Source organism: Mesorhizobium sp. CA13, from assembly GCF_020165235.1.
GTDB lineage: Bacteria > Pseudomonadota > Alphaproteobacteria > Rhizobiales > Rhizobiaceae > Mesorhizobium.
This window is the reverse complement of the sequence record NZ_JAIUHS010000008.1, coordinates 1-18,440: the sequence shown is the minus strand read 5'-3', so window position 1 is coordinate 18,440 and position 18,440 is coordinate 1. Positions and strand designations below refer to the sequence as shown.

Below are 18,440 nucleotides of genomic sequence, written 5' to 3'. Positions count from 1 at the left end.
TCTAGCGGAGCGGCAGGCATTCGAACAGGCGGCCGATATCGGCATCGTCATTGTAGACATGCGGCGACACGCGCATCTTCGTGCCCCGCAGCGTGACGTGCACGTCAGCCCGCTTCAGCTCTTGTGCCGCGTCCGGCGCAAGACGGTCGCCTATATCGAGGATCGCGATATGGGGCGTTGGGTGTCGCGGACGCGTGAGCGGCAGCCCTCTGCTTTCCGCCTGCGCCCAGACAAGCTCGCTAAGGTGACGCAGGCGCTCAAACACGCGTTCGACGGTCCATCCGCGGATGAGCTTCATTGCGGCGATCGCGATGGGCAGGACCGCGAAATCGGAGCGTTCCCCCATGTCGAACCGCCGCGCGCCGGGAAGAAACTCGGCCACGGCCACCTTGTAGAAGTCCGACTTGTCCCCACCCATCCGGTTCCATGAATGATGCTCCAGAGTGCGCCCCTCTGTGTGCCAACGCCGGTCGGCGTAAAGGAATGCGAGGCGATATGGCCCCAGAAGGAACTTGTAGGTGGCAAAGACGAGAAAGTCCGGTCGGACGCGCCGGACATCGAAGGGTATCGCGCCAACCCACTGGGTTCCGTCAACGACGAGACTGGCGCCCGCTGCCCGTGTGGCGGCGGCCACTGCCTCCAGGTCGATCGCCATGCCCTCGAACCAATGCACCAGCGTCCCCGCGACGACCGCGATGGGACGGCTCGAGTTTTGGATTGCCGATACGATCGCGCTGGTCCAGTCGCCGTCGGCTGGTTGCGGGACGATATCGACGCAGGCGCCGGCGCGTTGCGCGAGGTCGTACCAGACATATCTGTGCGAGGTGTGTTCGTTCTCCATCAGAAGGATGGCCGAACCTGCCGGAACCGGAACGTTGGCGGCTGCGATAGCCATGCCATAGCTGGTGGCGGCCACAATGGCTATTTCGTCGGCATCGGCGCCCACCATTGATGCGGCAAGCTGCCGCGCCTCTTCGACCTCGTCGTAATAAGAGGCGATGGTCATTTTCCAGGGCTCGGCTTTCACCCTGACGCCAGCCTCGCCGGCCGCGACGGCGGCGGTCGGGATCGGAGACATGTATGCGGCATCCAGATAAGCTGTCTCGCGGGGAATGGAGAAAAGATTTCGTTGGCAGCTCAGCATGGCATCACAACCTGAAATCAATTGAGGTGCCGAGTCCGGCGTTGCGGGCGCAGATATAGACAAGATTGGCAAGCTCGATGTCTTGCGCGGGAACGCCGAGAGACCGGAAAAGCGTGATCTGATCGTCGCCAGTGCGGCCGGGTTTCGCACCTGCCAGCACGTCGCCGACCTCGCCACGGATATGATCGACGCCGATCACGCCGGTTTCAATCGCCTCGATCAGTTCTCCCGCAGCCGTCAGCGCCATAGGCAGGTAGTCGACCCAGATCTGCGCTCTGCGCACACAGTCGAGGTCGAGCTCGCGGCATGAAGCGACGCTCGCCCCGACCGCATTGATGTGAACGCCAGGCGGAAGCCATTCGCCGCACAGCACCGGCTTTTCGGAAGATGTCGTGGTGCAGATGATGTCGGCCTCGCGAACGGCCTCGCCAGGGTCGCGATGTGCCTTCGCCTGGAATCCGGCGGCTGACTGCTCCTCGACGAAGCGCTGTGCCTTTGCAAAATCGCGGCCCCAAACATGGATCGCATGGATTGGCCGGACGCCTGCAATAGCCGCGACATGCCGGCGCGCTTGCTCGCCATATCCGAACAGTGTCAACGTGGTGCTGTCTTCGCGCGAAAGTGCCCTCGTCGCGACAGCACTGGCCGCCGCGGTCCGCCAAGCCGTAAGCTCTCCCCCATCGATCAAGGCTACAGGCCGTCCATGATCCTTGTCGAACAGGAAGACACCGCCGCGGTGAGACGCGAATCCATGCGCGAAATTGTCAGGAAACACGGAAAGCACCTTCGCCCCGAACAGCGGCCGGTCATCCAGCGCAGCATACATGAGCGACAGACAACTCCCGGCCGCGCCCGGAAGTTCGAGCGTGCGCCTGATCTGCTGGCGCGCCATGCCGCTCGATGTTTTGCGCAGTGCGGCCTCGGTCGTGTCAAGAGCCAGGGAGAGGCTCAAAATGTCCCGGATCGCGTTCTTGTCGATCAGGAGGAATTCCGGCTCGCCATTCACTCCGCAGTCTCTCCCGTTCCGAGATCGCTGATACGCCGATCTTCGCCAAGCGTAGCATTGCCCTCGCAAACGGTTGCGCCCGAATTTGATAACCTCGCGCGGGAAGTTGCCCGCGCGGACTAATGGGCCGACCTATGCGGCTGGAGGTGGCCGGGACACTGGTTCATAACTTTTGGCCATGAACGGCAGCGACCAGTTCAATTGACCCTAGTTGGCACCCATTGCAATGTTTTCAGGCAACCGAGGATGTTGTGCGGGATTGCAAACACACCGCAGGCGTCGATCGAATTAAGCGAGCGGCGTCAGCAGTACTGTCAAAAACTCCAGCAACATCCCTCAACGATATAACGGCATTTGCATCGATTCGTCTTTCAGAGATTACTCGCATCGGATGGCGTCATTAGCTCGGTAATTTATTGGAGGTCATCTTTTATGCGTGTCGTGGTCATCGGTTCCGGCATTATCGGCAGTTCCACCGCCTATGAGTGCGCCAAGGCGGGAGCAAGCGTCGTCGTGCTGGAGGCCGGAAGGATAGCAGGCGGCACGTCGGCGGTAAGCTTTGCCTGGACAAATGCGACGACCAAGCGGCCCCGGCCGTATTTCGATCTGAACGTCTCGGGAATGCGCGCCCATCTTGAACTCAAGCGCGACTTCGGCATCGTTCCCTGGCTCACCCAGACCGGCAGTTTCGATTGGCGAACGGAGCCGGAGTCGATGGACGATTATTTCGAGAACTTCAGGCAGATGAAGGAATGGGGCTACGGCGTCGAGTGGATCGACAAGAAGCGTGTTGCTGAGATGGAGCCCGATATCGATGTCTCCGCCTTCGGCGATTGTCCGATCTCCTATTATCCGGAAGAAGGCTGGGTCGATCCGGTGCTCTACTCAGCCTGGCTTTTGCGGGCGGCGAACGAGCGCTGGGGAGCACAGGTCAAACTCGGTTCACGCGTGACCGAGATCGAGACCGAAAGCGGGCGCGTACGGGCAGTTCGCACGGCGGATGGAGACCGGCACGCCGCGGATGCCGTCGTGAGCTGCACCGGCGGCTGGTCTAGTGAGAGGCTCGGCGATGCCCAGGGCATCCCACTTTCCTCGACCATAGGCGTGCTCGCCTTCACCCCGCCGGTGGCGTTGACGCTCCGGAGCCAGCTGCATGCCGACGATCTGGATATCCGTCCCGACGGAGCGGGCCGCATCATGATCCATAAGGTCTCGGTGGACATGACCCTGGAGAAGCCGGAGGCGCTCAGCCCAACGGGGGGCGAGGCGTCGACGCTCCTGGATGCGGCGGCCAAGGTCCTGCCGTCGCTCCGCGATGCAGGTGTGGAAGCCATTCGCACCACTGTCCGGCCGTTCCCGGAGGACGGCTACACCGTCGCCGGCGCCATGCCGGACATCGTCGGCCACTACATGGCCGTAACGCACAGCGGTGTGACCATCGGCCCGCAATTGGGCAAGGTGGTCGCCGACGAAGTCGTGCGCGGCAAAATCCATGATGAAATGGAGACGTTTCGCCCGCAACGCTTCTTCCAGGTCCACGCTCAGCGCTCCGCAGTCGCGCACGTTTGATCCCCGCAGGCTGCGGGATTGGCCGCAGCGGCCTACTTTTGACCAATACAGTTAGGACCTCCGCCATGGCGAACATCGAAAGATTCGATAAGAACGAACGGCTTAGCCGGATCGTCGTTCATAACGGCACGGTTTATCTCTCGGGCTTGACGGCCGATGACAAGAAAAACGGCACGCCTGACCAGACGAAGGAGATATTGGAAAAGGCGGAGCGCCTCCTGGCGAGCGTCGGTTCGGATAGATCGAAGCTGCTGTTCGCGCAGATCTGGTTGAGGGACGTCGAAGACTTCGACGCCATGAACAAGGCTTGGGTCACATGGCTCGACGGCGTGGAGCCCCCGGCACGCGCGACGGTCGGAGCAAGCTTCGCGCTGCCCGAGATCCGCGTCGAGATTCAGCTTACCGCAGCGATCTGACACGTCGCCCGCCACGTCAAGGTCTACGAGTCCGATCAGATTCGTCAGCGGCATGCTTGCGCGCGGGCTTTCGCGGCGCGATAGATGCGGCGGTTCGGGGAGGAATCATGCGAAAAATCCTGGCATCGGCCTTGCTGCTGGCGGCTGCAGCGTTCGCAACCGGCGCTCATGCGCTGGACAGCAGCGGCACGCCCGTCGTCGTGACACCCCTCGCCTCGCGCACGACCACCGCTTCCGGCCAGCCGATCACGCTGCCGCAGAAGAACGTGCAGGTGCTGGTGTCGACCTACGACATAGCGCCCGGCGCGACCTTGCCGGTGCACAAGCATCCGTTCCCGCGCTATGCCTATGTCGAAGCCGGCACGTTGAAGGTCACCAATGTCGAGACCGGCAACAGCAACACCTACCAGACTGGCGATTTCATCATCGAGATGATCGGGCAGTGGCATCAGGCCACCAATATCGGCGACAACCCGGTCAAGCTTCTGGTGATCGACCAGGTCGAACAAGGCGCCAAGAACACGGTTTTGCGCCAGTAAGCCACCGCTGCTCTGGCTCCTCGACTGCCTCGCCACAGGAACGCGCCGCGCGAAGTCGTTGGCACAGCTCTTCACATCCGGTTCCGCACGACCGGGCTGACGATGCTATGCCGGTTGCCCGCCTTACCGGCGGAACCGGATTCCTCGTGCCGAGTTCTTCGCGGAATCCCTTTGCTTGGTGAATGCCTTTTCCTGGAGCAAACTCCCTGCCGGGGCTCAAGGAGCAGAAATGAGAGCACGAACAGCGACGGTCGGCGATCTGGAAGACGTGTTTCGCCATTTGTCCAAGCGGATGTCGGACGAATACATCGCCGCCGGCAAGGACAGCAAGGTCGCCTACGACAATCTGATGATGAACCTGAAGGAGGGCCGCGCCCATGCCCTTGTCGACAGCGACGGGACCGTGGCGATCATAGCCTGGCACGAGCATGGCGATGCCGCGGACACGTTGTTCGCCGCGCGCGAGGGCTTTTTCAGGGCCGCGACCGTGCGTTTCTGCAGGCGGCATATCAGGCAGATCCAGGCGCTCGCCGGGAATCTCCCTATTCACTCCCGCAGCTGGCTCACGGGACCGGAAATCGCAAAATGGTTTCGCACCATCGGCTATGTCGAGCGCGGCGAGGAAAATGGCGCCAAACTGTTCGAACTGCCGCCGGCCGCGACCCGGCCGGGCTAGGCAAGCGGCTTGGGTGCCCCGAGATTCCAGCGTCCATTGCACCGGGGCACGGCTCGCCTTTGCGCGGCCCTAGCCCCAGGCGCCGGCCATCTGCCGCGTCGTGGCGTTCAGCCGGTTGAAGGCGTTGATCACGGCGATCTGGATGACGAGCCCGGCAAGCGCCTTTTCGTCATAGTGCCGGGCGGCCTCGTCCCATACCTCGTCCGTCACTGCATCCGTTCGGTCGGCCAGCCTTGTGCCGGCCTCGGCAAGGGTAAGCGCGGCGCGTTCGGCATCGGTGAAGTACGGCGTTTCCCGCCAGGCCGACAAGGCAAAGATGCGTTCGTCCTTCTCGCCGGCCTTCTTGAGTTCGCGCGCATGCATGTCGACGCAAACCGAGCAGCCATTGATCTGGCTGGCGCGCAGATGGACGAGTTTGCGCGTCACATAGGGCAAACCGGCCGCGTCGGTCGACTTGTCCAGTGCCAGCAGTGCCTGCAAGGCGCCGGGAATGAGCATCACGGGGTTCTTGAGTCTGGCTTCCATGGTCTTTCTCCGTTTGAAACGTTTGGGCGCGGTTTGCCATTGCCCGGAAGCGGCGCATCCGGGAGACTTATTGTGGTTCGCCGGCCATGCCGGCCGGCTGATCGAGGAGAGTCGGCGCTCAGCCTTGCTTCGCAGCCACGTGCTCAAGCCGCTCAAGAATACGCGGCCAGCCGCTTCCCATGCCGACATATCCACGCTCGTCGGCCGGCCGGAATCCCGAGTGCTCCATCCGCACCCGGGTCGCCGCGCCCTCAGGCGTGAGCGACCAGGTCACCACGGTTTTCAGCCCGCTGTCGGATTCGCTTCCGTGGCCCCAGCTATAGGCAAGCAGGCGTGGCGCCTCGACTTTCAGCACGACGCAGTTCGTCACCCCCGACCAGCCCGGTACCGGTGAAGCGCGGAAGGTGAAGCAATGCCCCTCTTGCGGCGCGAAGTCGTTCTGCATGAGCCATTCTGCGACAAGTTCGGGCACCGTCAGCGCACGCCATATCTTCTCCGCCGAATGCGGAATCAGCCGTTCAACGACGATCGATTTGGTCTGTGTCATGCCCTGCTCCTCTTTGTCGTTGTCGAGCGGCCGCTCGCGATCAATAACCCGACGGCTATGGATTAATTCATAACCATTTAGTTATAAAACTGTCAAGCAGGGAAATCCCCCCTGGTCCAATGCGACGTGCCGTTCCTGCTTTCGCGCTGGCCGCCCGGATGCTACGGGCTTCTCACAACATCATGGACAGGATCACACCTTGACTGAAGAAGTCCGCCCGCCGCTGATCGAAATCTGTGTCGAGGGCATTGATGGCCTTCTGGCCGCGCAGGCCGGCGGCGCCGACAGGGTCGAACTGTGCGCCAGCCTCGTCGAAGGCGGCATCACGCCGAGCCTGGGGACCGTGCGCGCCGCCCTCGACAAGGCGACTGTGCCGGTCCATGTCATGGTGCGGCCGCGTGGCGGCGATTTTCTCTACAGCGAAACCGAGTACCGTTCGATGCTGGCCGACGTAGCCGCCCTGCGCGACCTCGGTGTATCAGGCGTGGTATTCGGCTGCCTCACCGTCCAAGGCACCATCGACGAGCGCCGCATGAGCGAATTGACGGAGGCCGCCGGCGGCCTCAACGTCACTTGTCACCGCGCTTTCGACATGACGCGCGACCCGGCCGAGGCGTTGGAAGCGCTGATCCGCTGCAAGGTCGGCCGCGTGCTGACCAGCGGCCAGCGCGACACGGCGATGGAAGGCCTGTCGCTGTTGGCGGACCTGGTGCGACAGGGAGGCGATCGCATCGTCATTCTCGGCTGCGGCGGGCTCGATCTAGGCAACATTGCCGAGGTGCGGCAAAGGACTGGACTATCCGAAATGCATTTTGCCGCCCTCAAGGAGGTGCCCAGCGCCATGCGCTACCGCAATCCCAAGGTCGGCATGGGCGGCTCCGACCTCGACCGCGAGTATCGCAATACGCTAACCGATACGCCGCTTGTGGCAGCGACGATCGCGGCGGCCAAGGCATGACCGCCCTCTCCCCGATCAGCCGTGTCTCGCAAAGTGACGAAGCGGCCATACTCGCGCTCAACAACGAGCATGCCGCCGAATTGTCGTGGCTTGAGCCCGAGCGCCTGTCTTTCCTGCTTGGCGAGGCGTTCTATGCGCGCCGCATCGGCGCGCTCGAAGCCTTCATCATGACCTTCGATCAGGGAGCCCGGTACGACAGCCCGAATTTTCTCTGGTTTCGCGGACGCTACGAGCGCTTCGTCTATGTCGATCGTGTCGTGGTGGCGGCGCAAGCCCGTGGCCGCGGCCATGCCCGCCTGCTCTACCAGGACCTGTTTGAGCACGCCACACGCGCCGGCCACGCACTGGTCACATGCGAGGTCAATGCCGACCCGCCCAATCCGGCTTCGGACGCCTTCCATGCCGCGCTCGGCTTCACCGAGGTCGGCGACGCGGTGATCCACGGCGGCAAGAAGGCGGTGCGCTACTACGTCAGGCGGATCATCGCCTGAGCGCTGCTCCTTTCCAGGTCTCTGCCACTACTGGAACAACGCCGCCGCACTGACCAGCGTCGTCCAGAACCCCCACAACAGCGGGATGCCGACCAGCAGCCAGGCAAGGACCAATTTGACAGAATTGCTGTTGTCTTGCGCCATGATCACTCTCCTTATGCTGCAGCCGGTTCGGCCTTCATGTGGAACCGTGCATTCACCGGCCGCATCATCAGGTTGAGCAGGAAACCGACGACGAGCAGGCCGGCCATGATATACATGGTGACCGTGTAGGCATCGGCTTTCGCTACTCCTGCATCGATCTGGTACTGCCTGATGTAGTTGACCAGGACCGGCCCCAGCACGCCCGCCACCGACCACGCCGTCAGCAGGCGGCCATGGATGGCACCGACATACCGCACGCCGAAGACATCGCGCAGATAGGCCGGAATGGTGGAAAAGCCGCCGCCATACATGCTCAAGATGACGCCATAGAACAGCACGAACAGGAACACGTTGCCCGACTGGCCCGTCCACGGCACCACCGCATAAAGGATCACGCCCAGCACGAAGAAGACCGCGTAGGTCGTCTTGCGGCCGATATAGTCGCTGGTCGATGCCCAGAAGAAGCGGCCGAGCATGTTGAAGATCGACAGCAGGCCGACGAAGCCGGCGGCAGCCGCCGGCGTGATGCGTCCCGGGAACATCTCCTGGCTCATGGCGGAGGCTTGGCCGAGAACGCCGATGCCGGCCGTCACATTGAGGCACAGCACGCCCCACAGTAGCCAGAACTGCGGTGTCTTCAACGCGTCGTCGAGATGGACGTTGGCGGTTGTGACCATCGTGTTTTGTGTCGCCGGCGGCGTCCAGCCGGCCGGACGCCAGCCATCGGGCGGCACCCGGACGATGACAGCGCCGATCAGCATGAAGATGAAGTAGACGATGCCCAGCACGATGAAGGTTTCGGCGACACCGATATGCTGCGGGGTCGAAAACAGCTTCAACAGATAGACCGAAAGCGGCGAAGCGATGAAGGCTCCGCCGCCAAACCCCATGATCGCCATGCCTGTCGCCATGCCCGGCCGGTCGGGAAACCAGGTGATCAGCGTCTTGACCGGCGAGATGTAGCCGAGCCCCAGGCCGATGCCGCCCAGGACGCCGTAGCCGAGATAGATGATCCACAATTGATGCAAGGTGACGCCGAGCGCCGACACGATGAAACCACCGCCGAAACAGCAGGCGGCCGCGACCATCGCCTTGCGCGGGCCGACGCGATCCAGCCAACCGCCGCCGAAAGCTGCCGCGAGGCCAAGGAACAGGATCGCGATCGAAAAAATCCAGCCGAGTCCGGTCAGCTTCCAATCGTCGGGCGCCGAATCGGTGATACCGATCAGTTTCGACATCGGCAGGTTGAAGACGCTGAACGCGTAGGCCTGACCGATGCAAAGATGAATGCACAATGCCGCCGGCGGCACCATCCATCTGCTGAAACCGGGCTCGGCGATCGTGCGCGACCGGTCGAGCCAGCCGCCGGCGTTTTCCCTGGTCGTTGCCATTCCATCCTCCCATGCAATGTTCTGTTTCGAACAAACTAGGCGGAGCACGGGGCGGGACAACAAGGAATAGCTGCCATAGTACCAATGTCTAAGGACATTGGGCTGTCCGGCAAGCAGATCGCCAGGTCACCCTTGGATAGATTAGGATGAACTTACCAAACAAGCTGCCGAACAGGCGGGATCGAGCGAGGCTGACCTTGGCCGCTATGCAACGCAAGGGAAGGACGCTGCGGCGTCACTCACCAGTTGCGGTTCAGCCACTCACGCGACGGCCGCTCGATGACATAATAGCTGCAGAGCGCGCAGGCAAAGACCCCAGCCAGCATCAGCCATGGGTCGCTGCCTCGCTCATAGACGAATTTGTAGAATGGCTGCTGCCACAGATAGAGCGAATAGGACCATAGGCCCAGCGTCGCCATAGGCCAGGACGACAGCAGTCCGGAAAACAATCTCGTGCTGAAATCGAGAGCGTTGACGGCAACCGCCAGCAGCGGCACGGCGACCAGATAGTGGATCGGGGTCGGTACCGGGTCCATGAACAGAAGCACCGCCGCGACGGCTGCCGCCACCGCCACATAGCGGCCATTCAACAGGGCCGGCAGCTTGCCGTCGGCCTTCAGCAGGCAGATGGCGGCCGACAGCAGGATCGACGCAATGTGCACGTCGGTGCGCCAGTATGTGGTTTCGTAATCCATATGCAGGAACCAGTACGAAACGGCACCGTTTGCCATGGCCAGCACCGCCAGCACCAGGAGCAGCGGGATGACGCGGCTGCGGCTTGCGACGAACGCGCTGATCGCGGCCAGGATTATGTAGGCATGCTCTTCGACGCAGAGCGACCAGATGTGGTCGAGCGCGCCGGCGCGGTTCACGAGAATTCCGGCATAGTTGTAGGTGAATGTCAGCGCCGTCAGCGCCGCCTTCCATTTGAAGGCGACGAACGTGCCCGACAGCGCAATCATCGAAACGATCACGAACACCAGCAGTGCGGGATAGATGCGGGAGAAGCGGCGCTTGAAGAATTTCTTCAGCGGGTAGCGCTCGACGAACAGGATCTCGGCCATCAGCCGGCCGCTGAGCACGAAGAAGAATTCGACGCCCAGCACGCCAAGATTGATCCCTGCAACGGGAAAGAAATGGCCGATGAGCACCAGCGCGATCGAAAGTCCGCGCCAGCCGTCGAGATAGGCCAGTCTTGTCCTGGCGGATCTGTCGGCGACGGGTCTTGGCGGCACAACATGCGTCGCGGAGATGTCGGTCATGCCGCTCCCTTCGCATCGAAACATGCGAATAGGGGTCGCAGGTCGTGATGAACACTCCGAACCCGGCTCGCGTTTGATCGCCGGCATAGTGCAGTGCAATATCGCTTTGTGCAAGTGCGAGATTGCCACAATGCGCCCGTCTGCGGAAAAGGGGCGCGAAGTCCCTCTCCTGCCTGACAGGAGCAGAAAGGAATCAGGCGTTGGCGGCGGCCACCGCGCGCTTGGCCATGACCGCGACCAGATTGGCACGGTATTCGGCGGAAGCGTGGATATCGCTCATCAGCTTGGTCGGCGGCACCTTGACGCCGTCGAGCGCCGAAGCCACGAAGTCCTTCGCAAGCGCGGCCTCGATCTCCTTCGAGCGGAAGACGCCATCGTCGCCGGCGCCGGTCACGGCGACGCGGACGCCGTCCTCACCCTTGGCCACGAACACACCGACAATGGCGTAGCGAGAGGCCGGATTGCGGAACTTTTCATAGGCTGCCTTTGACGGCGCGGTGAAGGTGACGGCGGTGACGATTTCGCCATCCTCCAGCGCCGTCTCGAACAGGCCTTTAAAGAATTCGGCGGCCGCGATCTGGCGTGTATTGGTAATGATTGTTGCACTTAGCGCCAGCATGGCCGCCGGATAATCGGCCGCCGGGTCGTTGTTGGCGATCGAGCCGCCGATCGTGCCCCTGTAGCGCACTGCCGGATCGCCGATCATCGATGCCAGATGGGCGAGCGCCGGACAGGCTTGTTTCAACGTGTCGTCGCTGGCAACATCGAAATGCGTGGTGGCGGCGCCGATCGTGACCGTCCTGCCGGACACTGTCACGCCTTGCAATTCCTTGATCCGCGACAGGTCGACGACATCGGAAGGGGCCGCCAGCCGCGTCTTCATGGCCGGGATCAGGGTCATGCCGCCCGCCAGCAACTTGGCGTCGCCGCCCGTGACGAGCTTCGCGGCATCGGCGACTGAGGCGGCGCGGTGGTAATTGACTGCGTACATTGTCTCTCTCCCTTCGGGAAGAGCGAATAGGCAATAGCGAGTTAGCGAATAGGACCTTCCCTTCGCATCACGCTTTTCCCCTACTCGCTACTCCCTACTTCCTATTCGCTTTTCAATGCTTCGTCGCACGGATCGCGGCCCACACCGTGGACGGCGAAGCCGGCATGGCGATATCGGCGATTCCTATGGCGTCGGTGATGGCGTTGATCACCGCCGGCGGCGAGCCGATGGCGCCGGCCTCGCCGCAGCCCTTGATGCCGAGCGGATTGCCCGGACACGGCGTGTTCGAGGTCGAGATCTTGAACGAAGGCAGGTCGTCGGCGCGCGGCATGGTGTAGTCCATGTAGCTCGCGGTCAGGAGCTGGCCGTCGGCGTCATAGTGGGCGCCTTCGAGCAGCGCCTGGCCGATGCCCTGCGCGATGCCGCCATGCACCTGGCCCTCGACGATCATCGGGTTGATGATGTTGCCGAAATCGTCGGCTGCGACGAACTGGATGATCTCGGTCGTTCCGGTCTCCGGATCGATCTCGACCTCGCAGATGTAGCAGCCGGCCGGAAAGGTGAAATTGGACGGGTCGTAAAACGCCGTCTCCTTCAATCCCGGCTCCATGCCACCGGGCAAATTATGAGCGGTATAGGCCGCCAGCGCCATCTGGAACCACGGCACGTTTTTGTCGGTGCCGGCGACCTTCAGCGCGCCGTTCTCGATGACGATGTCGCCCTCGTCGGCCTCGAGCAGGTGCGCCGCGATCTTCTTGGCCTTGGCCTCGACCTTGTCCAGCGCCTTGGCAATCGCCGACATGCCGACCGCGCCCGAGCGCGAGCCGTAGGTGCCCATGCCCATCTGCACCTTGTCGGTGTCGCCATGGACGATCGAGACGCTGTCGATCGGCACCCCAAACCGCTCGTTGACGAGTTGCGCGAAGGTCGTCTCATGGCCTTGGCCATGGCTGTGCGAGCCGGTCAGTACCTCGATGGTGCCGGCGGCGTTGACGCGCACCTCGGCCGATTCCCAAAGGCCGACGCCGGCGCCAAGCGAGCCCACCGCCGCCGACGGCGCCAGGCCGCATGCTTCGATGTAGCAGCTCATGCCGATGCCGCGCAGCTTGCCGTTCCTGGCGGCCTCCGCCTTGCGCCCGGCAAAGCCGGCATAGTCGGCGGCCTCCATCGCCGCGTCGAGCGAGGCGCCATAGTCGCCGGCGTCATAATTCATGATGACCGGTGTCTGGTGCGGGAACGTGGTGATGAAGTTGGTCCGCCGAAGCTCGGCCGGCGACACGCCGAGTTCCCGCGCCGCGGTTTCCATCGTGCGCTCGATGAGATAGGTGGCTTCGGGACGCCCTGCCCCGCGATAGGCATCGACGGGTGCCGTGTTGGTGTAGACCGTGCGGACATTGGCGTGGATCGCCGGGATATCGTACTGACCCGACAGCAGCGTCGCGTAGAGATAGGTCGGCACGCAGGACGAGAACAACGACATGTAGGCGCCGAGATTGGCCAACGTGTCGACCTTGAGGCCGGTGATCCTGTTGTTCTTGTCGAAGGCCATTTCCACTGTCGAGACATGATCGCGGCCATGTGCGTCGGAGAGGAAGCTTTCGGTGCGGTCGGCCACCCACTTCACCGGCACGCCGGTTTTCTTGGACGCCCACAGGCAGACGATCTCTTCCGGATAGATATAGATCTTGGAACCGAAGCCGCCGCCGACATCGGGCGCGATGACGCGCAATTTGTTTTCCGGCGCGATGTTGTAGAAGGCGCTCATCACCAGCCGCGCGACATGCGGGTTCTGCGAGGTCGTCCAGCAGGTATAATGGTCTTCCGCTCTGTCGTAGTGACCCAGCGCTGCCCGCGGCTCCATGGCGTTGGGCACCAGCCGGTTGTTGACGATTTTCATGCGAGTGATGTGGGAAGCCGCCTTGATCGCCGCGTCGGTCGCCTTGGCGTCGCCGATCTCCCAGTCGAAGATCAGATTGTTTTCGGCTTCCGGATGGAGTTGCGGAGCGCCCTTTTCGAGCGCCTTCGTCGCATCCACCACTGCCTCGAGTTCATTGTAGGTGATCTCGACCGCTTCGGCGGCGTCGCGCGCCTGCGCCTTGGTGTCGGCGACCACGACGACGACCGCATCGCCGACATAGCGAACCTTGTCGACCGCCAGCGGCGACCAGGCTCCCATCTTCATCGGGGAACCGTCCTTGGAATGTATCATCCAGCCGCAGATGAGATTGCCGATGCCATCGGCCTTCAGTTCCTTGCCGGTCAGCACACCGATGACGCCCGGCATGGCTTGCGCCTTGTCGACGTCGATCTTCACGATCTGGGCATGCGCGTGCGGGCTGCGCACGAAGGCCGCATGCTTCATGCCGGGCACCACCATGTCGTCGACATAGCGACCGGCGCCGGTGATGAACCGCTTGTCTTCCTTGCGCGCAACGCGAGCGCCAACACCTTCAATGCCCATCAGAAATTCCTCCCGAAATAGTGAGTAGGAAGTAGTGAGTAGTGAGTAGTGAAGATCGGCGCCGGTTCGGACCGGCTACTCACTACTCACCCCTTTTCTCACGCCGCTTGCCTGACCTTGCCGCTCATCCCCTCCGATGCGGCGAGGATCGCCTTGACGATGTTGTGGTAACCGGTGCAGCGGCAGATGTTGCCTTCGAGCTCTGCGCGCACCGTCGCTTCGTCGAGGCCTTCAGGGTGGCGCTTGATCATGTCGGCCGCCGTCATGATCATGCCTGGCGTGCAGAAGCCGCATTGCAGTCCGTGATGCTCCTTGAACGCCGCCTGCACGGGATGAAGGTCGGCACCGTTGGCAAGCCCCTCGATCGTCACCACACTCGATCCGGACGCTTGCACCGCGAGCATCGTACAGGATTTCACCGCCTTGCCGTCGACATGGACGACGCAGGCGCCGCATTGCGAGGTATCGCAACCGACATGGGTACCGGTGAGGCCGAGATTCTCCCGCAAGAAGTGAACCAGCAGCGTCCGGTCCTCGGCCGCGCCGCGGACCTGTTTTCCGTTCACCATCAACGAAACGTCCGACATGAATCCTCCCTGGGTATCACCTTGGTCATCACGCTGCCGAGGCGGTGTTGGCTTCGGCCATGCGTTATTCGTACACCGCACAAGCCGTAAAAAACAGCGCGGCGCAAAAGCCGGATCATTGTACTTTCGGCCATGGCAAGGCGAAACACGCATTCCCCTCGCCCCATTGCCAAAATGCCGATTGGCGGCAACAATGACCTTCGACGTTGGCGCGCAAGAAGCACATAAACAGCGCGCACAGGCAGCGTCGGAGGAAATGCGGGAGAACGTCGCTGACCGTTTCACGGACGCGCTACGCATGCGGCTTGTCGGCGCTGACCACGGACGAGCCCGACCCGGACGTCTTCGCACGCGCGGTAGCGGCGGAGGCCGCCGCCATCGAGGCCGGCTTCGCCCTGTTGTTCTTTTCCCAGCGCCTTGTCGAGGCCGGCGCCATTACGCGTGCAATCGCGGCCCATGCGCCGGCGCTCCACTACGCCGGCTGCTCGACCGCCGGAGAAATCACGCCGCAGGGCCTCGAGGAAGGCCATATCCTCGCCATGCTGCTCCCTTCGGCGTCGTTCACCGCGGTCAGCACCACGGTCGACAACCTTTCGTCATCGGGCTTGGACAGGGTCACTGGTGATGTCGAGGATCTGAGACGCACTCTGCATGGGCGTATCGGCGGCGAGCGGACCAGGAACACCTTCGCGCTCTGTTTCATCGACGGGCTGTCCTATGCCGAGGAAGCGGTGAGTTCGGCCATCCATTGGGGCCTCGACGACATACCGCTGCTCGGCGGTTCCGCCGGTGACGACCTGAAATTCGAGACGACGAGCCTGATCTCCAACGGCAAGGTCACGTCCGACAGCGCCATCATCGTGCTGGTCGCTACGGAAATCCCTTTCCATGTCTTCAAGACCGACAATTTCGTTCCCACCGATGAAAAACTGGTGGTCACCGCGTCCGATCCCGATCACCGCATCGTGCGCGAGTTCAATGCCACCAATGCGGCCGAGGAATATGCCGCTTCGGTCGGCATCGTCGCGCAGACGCTGACGCCGCTGAGCTTCGCCTCGCATCCGGTGGTGGTGAAGGTAGGCGGTGAATATTACTGCCGCTCCATCCAGAAGATGCACGCGGACGGCTCGCTGTCGTTCTTCTGCGCCATCGACGATGGTGTCGTGCTGTCGATCGCCCAACCCAAGGACATGGTGGAATCGACCCGCGCGGCTCTGCTCGACGTCGAGGCGAGGCTTGGCGGCATCGACATGATCATCGGCTTCGACTGTGTCCTGCGCCGGCTGGATGCGCGCAACCGGCAGGTCTTTCGCGAAATTTCCGAACTCTACCGGGTCAACAACGTCATCGGCTTCGGCACTTATGGCGAACAATACCGGTCGATGCATCTCAACCAGACCTTCACCGGCATCGCCTTCGGCGAGCGCCCTGCCGCCGAGTGAGCGCTGCCGTGCCCCTCAAGGACATAGACGATCCCGACAGGCTGAAGAAGATCAACGCCGCGCTGGTCAGCCGGGTCGAGCGTTCGATGGACCAGCAAGGCAACGCCTTCTCGCTGTTCCAGACCGCGATCTCCCTGGAAAGCAGGGTGCGCGCGCGCACCGAGGAACTGCACTCGACCCTGCGGCGGCTGGAACAATCGAACATCGACCTCAGCGCCGCCAAGGAAAACGCCGAGCAGGCGAACCTGTCCAAGACCCGCTTTCTCGCCGCGGCCAGCCACGACGTGCTGCAGCCATTGAATGCGGCGCATCTGTCCGTCTCCGCCCTTGCCGAAGTGCAGACCAGCGACGAGGGCCGGAAACTGGTGCGGCAGGTCGAGCGCTCGCTGGAGACGATGGAGGACCTGCTGCGCACGCTGCTCGACATCTCCAAGCTCGACGCGGGCGTGGTCCAGCCCGACATTGGGGACGTCAGCCTGGAGGCGCTGTTCTCGTCGCTGCGGTCGGATTTCCAGCCTGTGGCCGAACTGAAGGGCCTGTCGCTCAAATTCCGCGCCGTCAACGCCGTGGTCCGCTCCGATCGCACGCTGCTGCGCCGCATCCTGCAGAACATCCTCTCCAATGCGCTGGGCTACACCCGCTCGGGCGGCGTCCTTGTCGGCACCAGGCACCGCGGCGATGCCATCCGCATCGATGTCGCCGACACCGGCTGCGGCATTCCCGACGACCAGCGCGAGGCGGTGTTCGAGGAATTCCATCGCGGCATCATGCCAGCCAATGCCGAACTCGCCGGCGGCGGCCTCGGCCTTGGGCTGGCCATCGTGCGGCGCATCGCCGGCGCGCTCGGCCATCCCGTGACGTTTTCCTCGAAGGTTGGCCGCGGCACGATCTTCCACATCGATGTCCCTGTCGGCATCGGTGCCACGGCCGACGCCGTCGCCAGCGCTGCAAGCCTGGAGCGGCCGCGCGGCTACGGCTTGTTCGGCACCAAGGTTCTGCTGGTCGAGAACGATGTCGAGGTGCTGCAGGCGATGACCTCGTTGCTCGAACGCTGGCAATGCCTGGTGCGCGCCGCGACCTCGACCGACGACGCGCTCGACATGCTCGGCGACACGGACTGGGTGCCCGACATCGTCATAGCCGACCAGCACCTCGACGGCGGCGATCTCGGCACCACCACCATATCGAAGGTCCGCCGCTATCTCGGCCGCGCGGTGCCGGCGCTGATCGTAACCGCCGACAGTTCCGAAGCCGTCGCCAAGGCGGCGCGGGCCGGCGGCATCGAGCTGATGCGCAAGCCGCTCAAGCCCGCGCAGTTAAGGGCGCTGCTGGCCCATCTGCTGGCTTAGACCTGCCCCTCAAAAACCCGCTTGGTCCCGAAACAGCTCCGCATTGTCCAGCTTCGAAACCTCGATCACCGCTTGCGTGCGGCTGTAGACGTTGAGCTTGCGCAAGATCTCCGAGACGTGCGCCTTGACGGTGGTCTCGCCCACCTGCAGCTCATAGGCGATCTGCTTGTTGAGCAGGCCTTGGCGCAACATCTGCAACACGCGCAATTGCTGCGGCGTCAAAGTCGACAGGCGCTGCACCATGTCGGCGCGGTCGGTGCTGTCGGCGTCGGGCGGGCGGCCCTCATAAGTTTCCGGAACATAGATGGCGCCCTCCATCACCGAGCGTATAGCGTTGGCCAGATCGCTCTTGCGCGCCGATTTCGGGATGAAGCCGGCAGCACCGTAGGACAGCGCCTCGGAGATGATCTTGGGCTCCTCGTAACCCGACACTATGACCACGGGCAGGCGCGGATAGCGGGTCCGAAGCTGCAGCAACCCCTCGAAGCCGTGCACGCCGGGCATGCTGAGATCGAGCAGGGCAAGGTCGAACGGCTTTGTCCCGGCCAGCAGGTCGAGTGCCTCGGCGATCGAGCGCGCCTCTACCGTGTCGACCTCGGGATAGGCCATCTGCACGGCGCTGTGCAGCGCCTCGCGAAACAGCGGATGATCGTCGATGATCAGGAACCGGGCGCTGTCAGTGGCTGCTGTCATGTGGCTCGTTTCGGTTTGCCGGCCGCAGCATAATCCCGCGACCATGGCCGACTTATTGGCAAATAGTCTATCCCGGTCGAGGATGCATCGCCGCGAAAGTGATGGAAACTCCGGGTTCGTTATACGGGCGGGCCGGCCAATGCTTTATGAAAAGCGACGCCTTGCCCGGCCCCTCAATTCGGCCGAAGGTGCCCCCCGGCCCGACATCCAACCGCAGAGACAGACCATGACCGCCTTTGTCCTCCCCGC

18 protein-coding genes are annotated in these 18,440 nt (G+C 62.9%); 8 read left to right on the top strand and 10 right to left on the bottom strand.

All coding sequences use genetic code 11. The features are described from left to right. Position 1: 1 nt before the first annotated feature. Positions 2-1,207, bottom strand: coding sequence for an aminotransferase class V-fold PLP-dependent enzyme (locus LB566_RS18715; RefSeq protein ID WP_224625462.1), 1,206 nt, complete (start codon positions 1,205-1,207; stop codon positions 2-4). Then, positions 1,149-2,150: an ornithine cyclodeaminase family protein gene (locus LB566_RS18710; protein ID WP_224625461.1), complete on the bottom strand. Its 1,002-nt coding sequence runs from the start codon at positions 2,148-2,150 to the stop codon at positions 1,149-1,151. The genes LB566_RS18715 and LB566_RS18710 overlap by 59 nt, the downstream gene beginning before the upstream one ends. Before the next feature lie 354 nt (positions 2,151-2,504). Here LB566_RS18710 and LB566_RS18705 point away from each other — a divergent pair, with 354 nt between their 5' ends. From LB566_RS18705 to LB566_RS18690, 4 genes are all read left to right on the top strand, one after another. Beyond that, positions 2,505-3,719, top strand: a complete 1,215-nt coding sequence (locus LB566_RS18705) for an NAD(P)/FAD-dependent oxidoreductase (protein WP_224625460.1) — start codon at positions 2,505-2,507, stop codon at positions 3,717-3,719. Between the two features lie 65 nt (positions 3,720-3,784). After that, positions 3,785-4,135, top strand: a complete 351-nt coding sequence (locus tag LB566_RS18700; protein ID WP_224625459.1) for a RidA family protein — start codon at positions 3,785-3,787, stop codon at positions 4,133-4,135. A gap of 107 nt (positions 4,136-4,242) precedes the next feature. Next, on the top strand, positions 4,243-4,674 hold the full coding sequence (locus LB566_RS18695; RefSeq protein ID WP_140551433.1) for a cupin domain-containing protein: 432 nt from the start codon (positions 4,243-4,245) through the stop codon (positions 4,672-4,674). A gap of 229 nt (positions 4,675-4,903) precedes the next feature. Further along, complete coding sequence (locus LB566_RS18690; RefSeq protein ID WP_140551432.1) at positions 4,904-5,350, top strand: hypothetical protein; 447 nt, start codon at positions 4,904-4,906, stop codon at positions 5,348-5,350. Between the two features lie 69 nt (positions 5,351-5,419). On the opposite strand, the gene LB566_RS18685 is transcribed toward LB566_RS18690, so the two are convergent. Together LB566_RS18685 and LB566_RS18680 are read right to left on the bottom strand one after the other, a co-directional pair. Further along, on the bottom strand, positions 5,420-5,875 hold the full coding sequence (locus LB566_RS18685) for a carboxymuconolactone decarboxylase family protein (protein ID WP_224625458.1): 456 nt from the start codon (positions 5,873-5,875) through the stop codon (positions 5,420-5,422). 118 nt (positions 5,876-5,993) lie between these two features. Next, positions 5,994-6,422, bottom strand: coding sequence for an SRPBCC family protein (locus LB566_RS18680; protein WP_224625457.1), 429 nt, complete (start codon positions 6,420-6,422; stop codon positions 5,994-5,996). Positions 6,423-6,621: 199 nt separating this feature from the next. Here LB566_RS18680 and LB566_RS18675 point away from each other — a divergent pair, with 199 nt between their 5' ends. Both LB566_RS18675 and LB566_RS18670 read left to right on the top strand, forming a co-directional pair. Further along, a complete protein-coding gene (locus tag LB566_RS18675) occupies positions 6,622-7,380 on the top strand; it encodes a copper homeostasis protein CutC (RefSeq protein ID WP_224625456.1) in 759 nt (252 codons plus the stop codon). After that, positions 7,377-7,871, top strand: a complete 495-nt coding sequence (locus LB566_RS18670) for a GNAT family N-acetyltransferase (RefSeq protein WP_224625455.1) — start codon at positions 7,377-7,379, stop codon at positions 7,869-7,871. Before LB566_RS18675 ends, LB566_RS18670 begins: the two co-directional genes overlap by 4 nt. A gap of 155 nt (positions 7,872-8,026) precedes the next feature. On the opposite strand, the gene LB566_RS18665 is transcribed toward LB566_RS18670, so the two are convergent. The 5 genes from LB566_RS18665 to LB566_RS18645 all read right to left on the bottom strand — a co-directional run bounded on the left by LB566_RS18665 (position 8,027) and on the right by LB566_RS18645 (position 14,707). Beyond that, on the bottom strand, positions 8,027-9,406 hold the full coding sequence (locus LB566_RS18665) for an OFA family MFS transporter (RefSeq protein WP_140551427.1): 1,380 nt from the start codon (positions 9,404-9,406) through the stop codon (positions 8,027-8,029). A gap of 239 nt (positions 9,407-9,645) precedes the next feature. Further along, positions 9,646-10,668, bottom strand: a complete 1,023-nt coding sequence (locus LB566_RS18660; protein ID WP_140551426.1) for an acyltransferase family protein — start codon at positions 10,666-10,668, stop codon at positions 9,646-9,648. A 193-nt stretch (positions 10,669-10,861) separates the two neighbouring features. After that, positions 10,862-11,659, bottom strand: coding sequence for an FAD binding domain-containing protein (locus LB566_RS18655; protein WP_224625454.1), 798 nt, complete (start codon positions 11,657-11,659; stop codon positions 10,862-10,864). Between the two features lie 112 nt (positions 11,660-11,771). Continuing rightward, positions 11,772-14,120, bottom strand: a complete 2,349-nt coding sequence (locus LB566_RS18650; protein WP_224625453.1) for a xanthine dehydrogenase family protein molybdopterin-binding subunit — start codon at positions 14,118-14,120, stop codon at positions 11,772-11,774. A gap of 98 nt (positions 14,121-14,218) precedes the next feature. Continuing rightward, positions 14,219-14,707: a (2Fe-2S)-binding protein gene (locus tag LB566_RS18645; RefSeq protein ID WP_140521053.1), complete on the bottom strand. Its 489-nt coding sequence runs from the start codon at positions 14,705-14,707 to the stop codon at positions 14,219-14,221. A gap of 305 nt (positions 14,708-15,012) precedes the next feature. Here LB566_RS18645 and LB566_RS18640 point away from each other — a divergent pair, with 305 nt between their 5' ends. Next, the gene (locus LB566_RS18640; protein WP_224625452.1) at positions 15,013-16,149 is read left to right on the top strand and encodes an FIST signal transduction protein; all 1,137 of its coding nucleotides are present in this window, start codon (positions 15,013-15,015) and stop codon (positions 16,147-16,149) included. 8 nt (positions 16,150-16,157) lie between these two features. Beyond that, complete coding sequence (locus LB566_RS18635) at positions 16,158-17,498, top strand: hybrid sensor histidine kinase/response regulator (RefSeq protein WP_224625451.1); 1,341 nt, start codon at positions 16,158-16,160, stop codon at positions 17,496-17,498. 9 nt (positions 17,499-17,507) lie between these two features. On the opposite strand, the gene LB566_RS18630 is transcribed toward LB566_RS18635, so the two are convergent. Continuing rightward, the gene (locus LB566_RS18630; RefSeq protein ID WP_140495724.1) at positions 17,508-18,191 is read right to left on the bottom strand and encodes a response regulator; all 684 of its coding nucleotides are present in this window, start codon (positions 18,189-18,191) and stop codon (positions 17,508-17,510) included. Between the last annotated feature and the right edge of the window lie 249 nt (positions 18,192-18,440).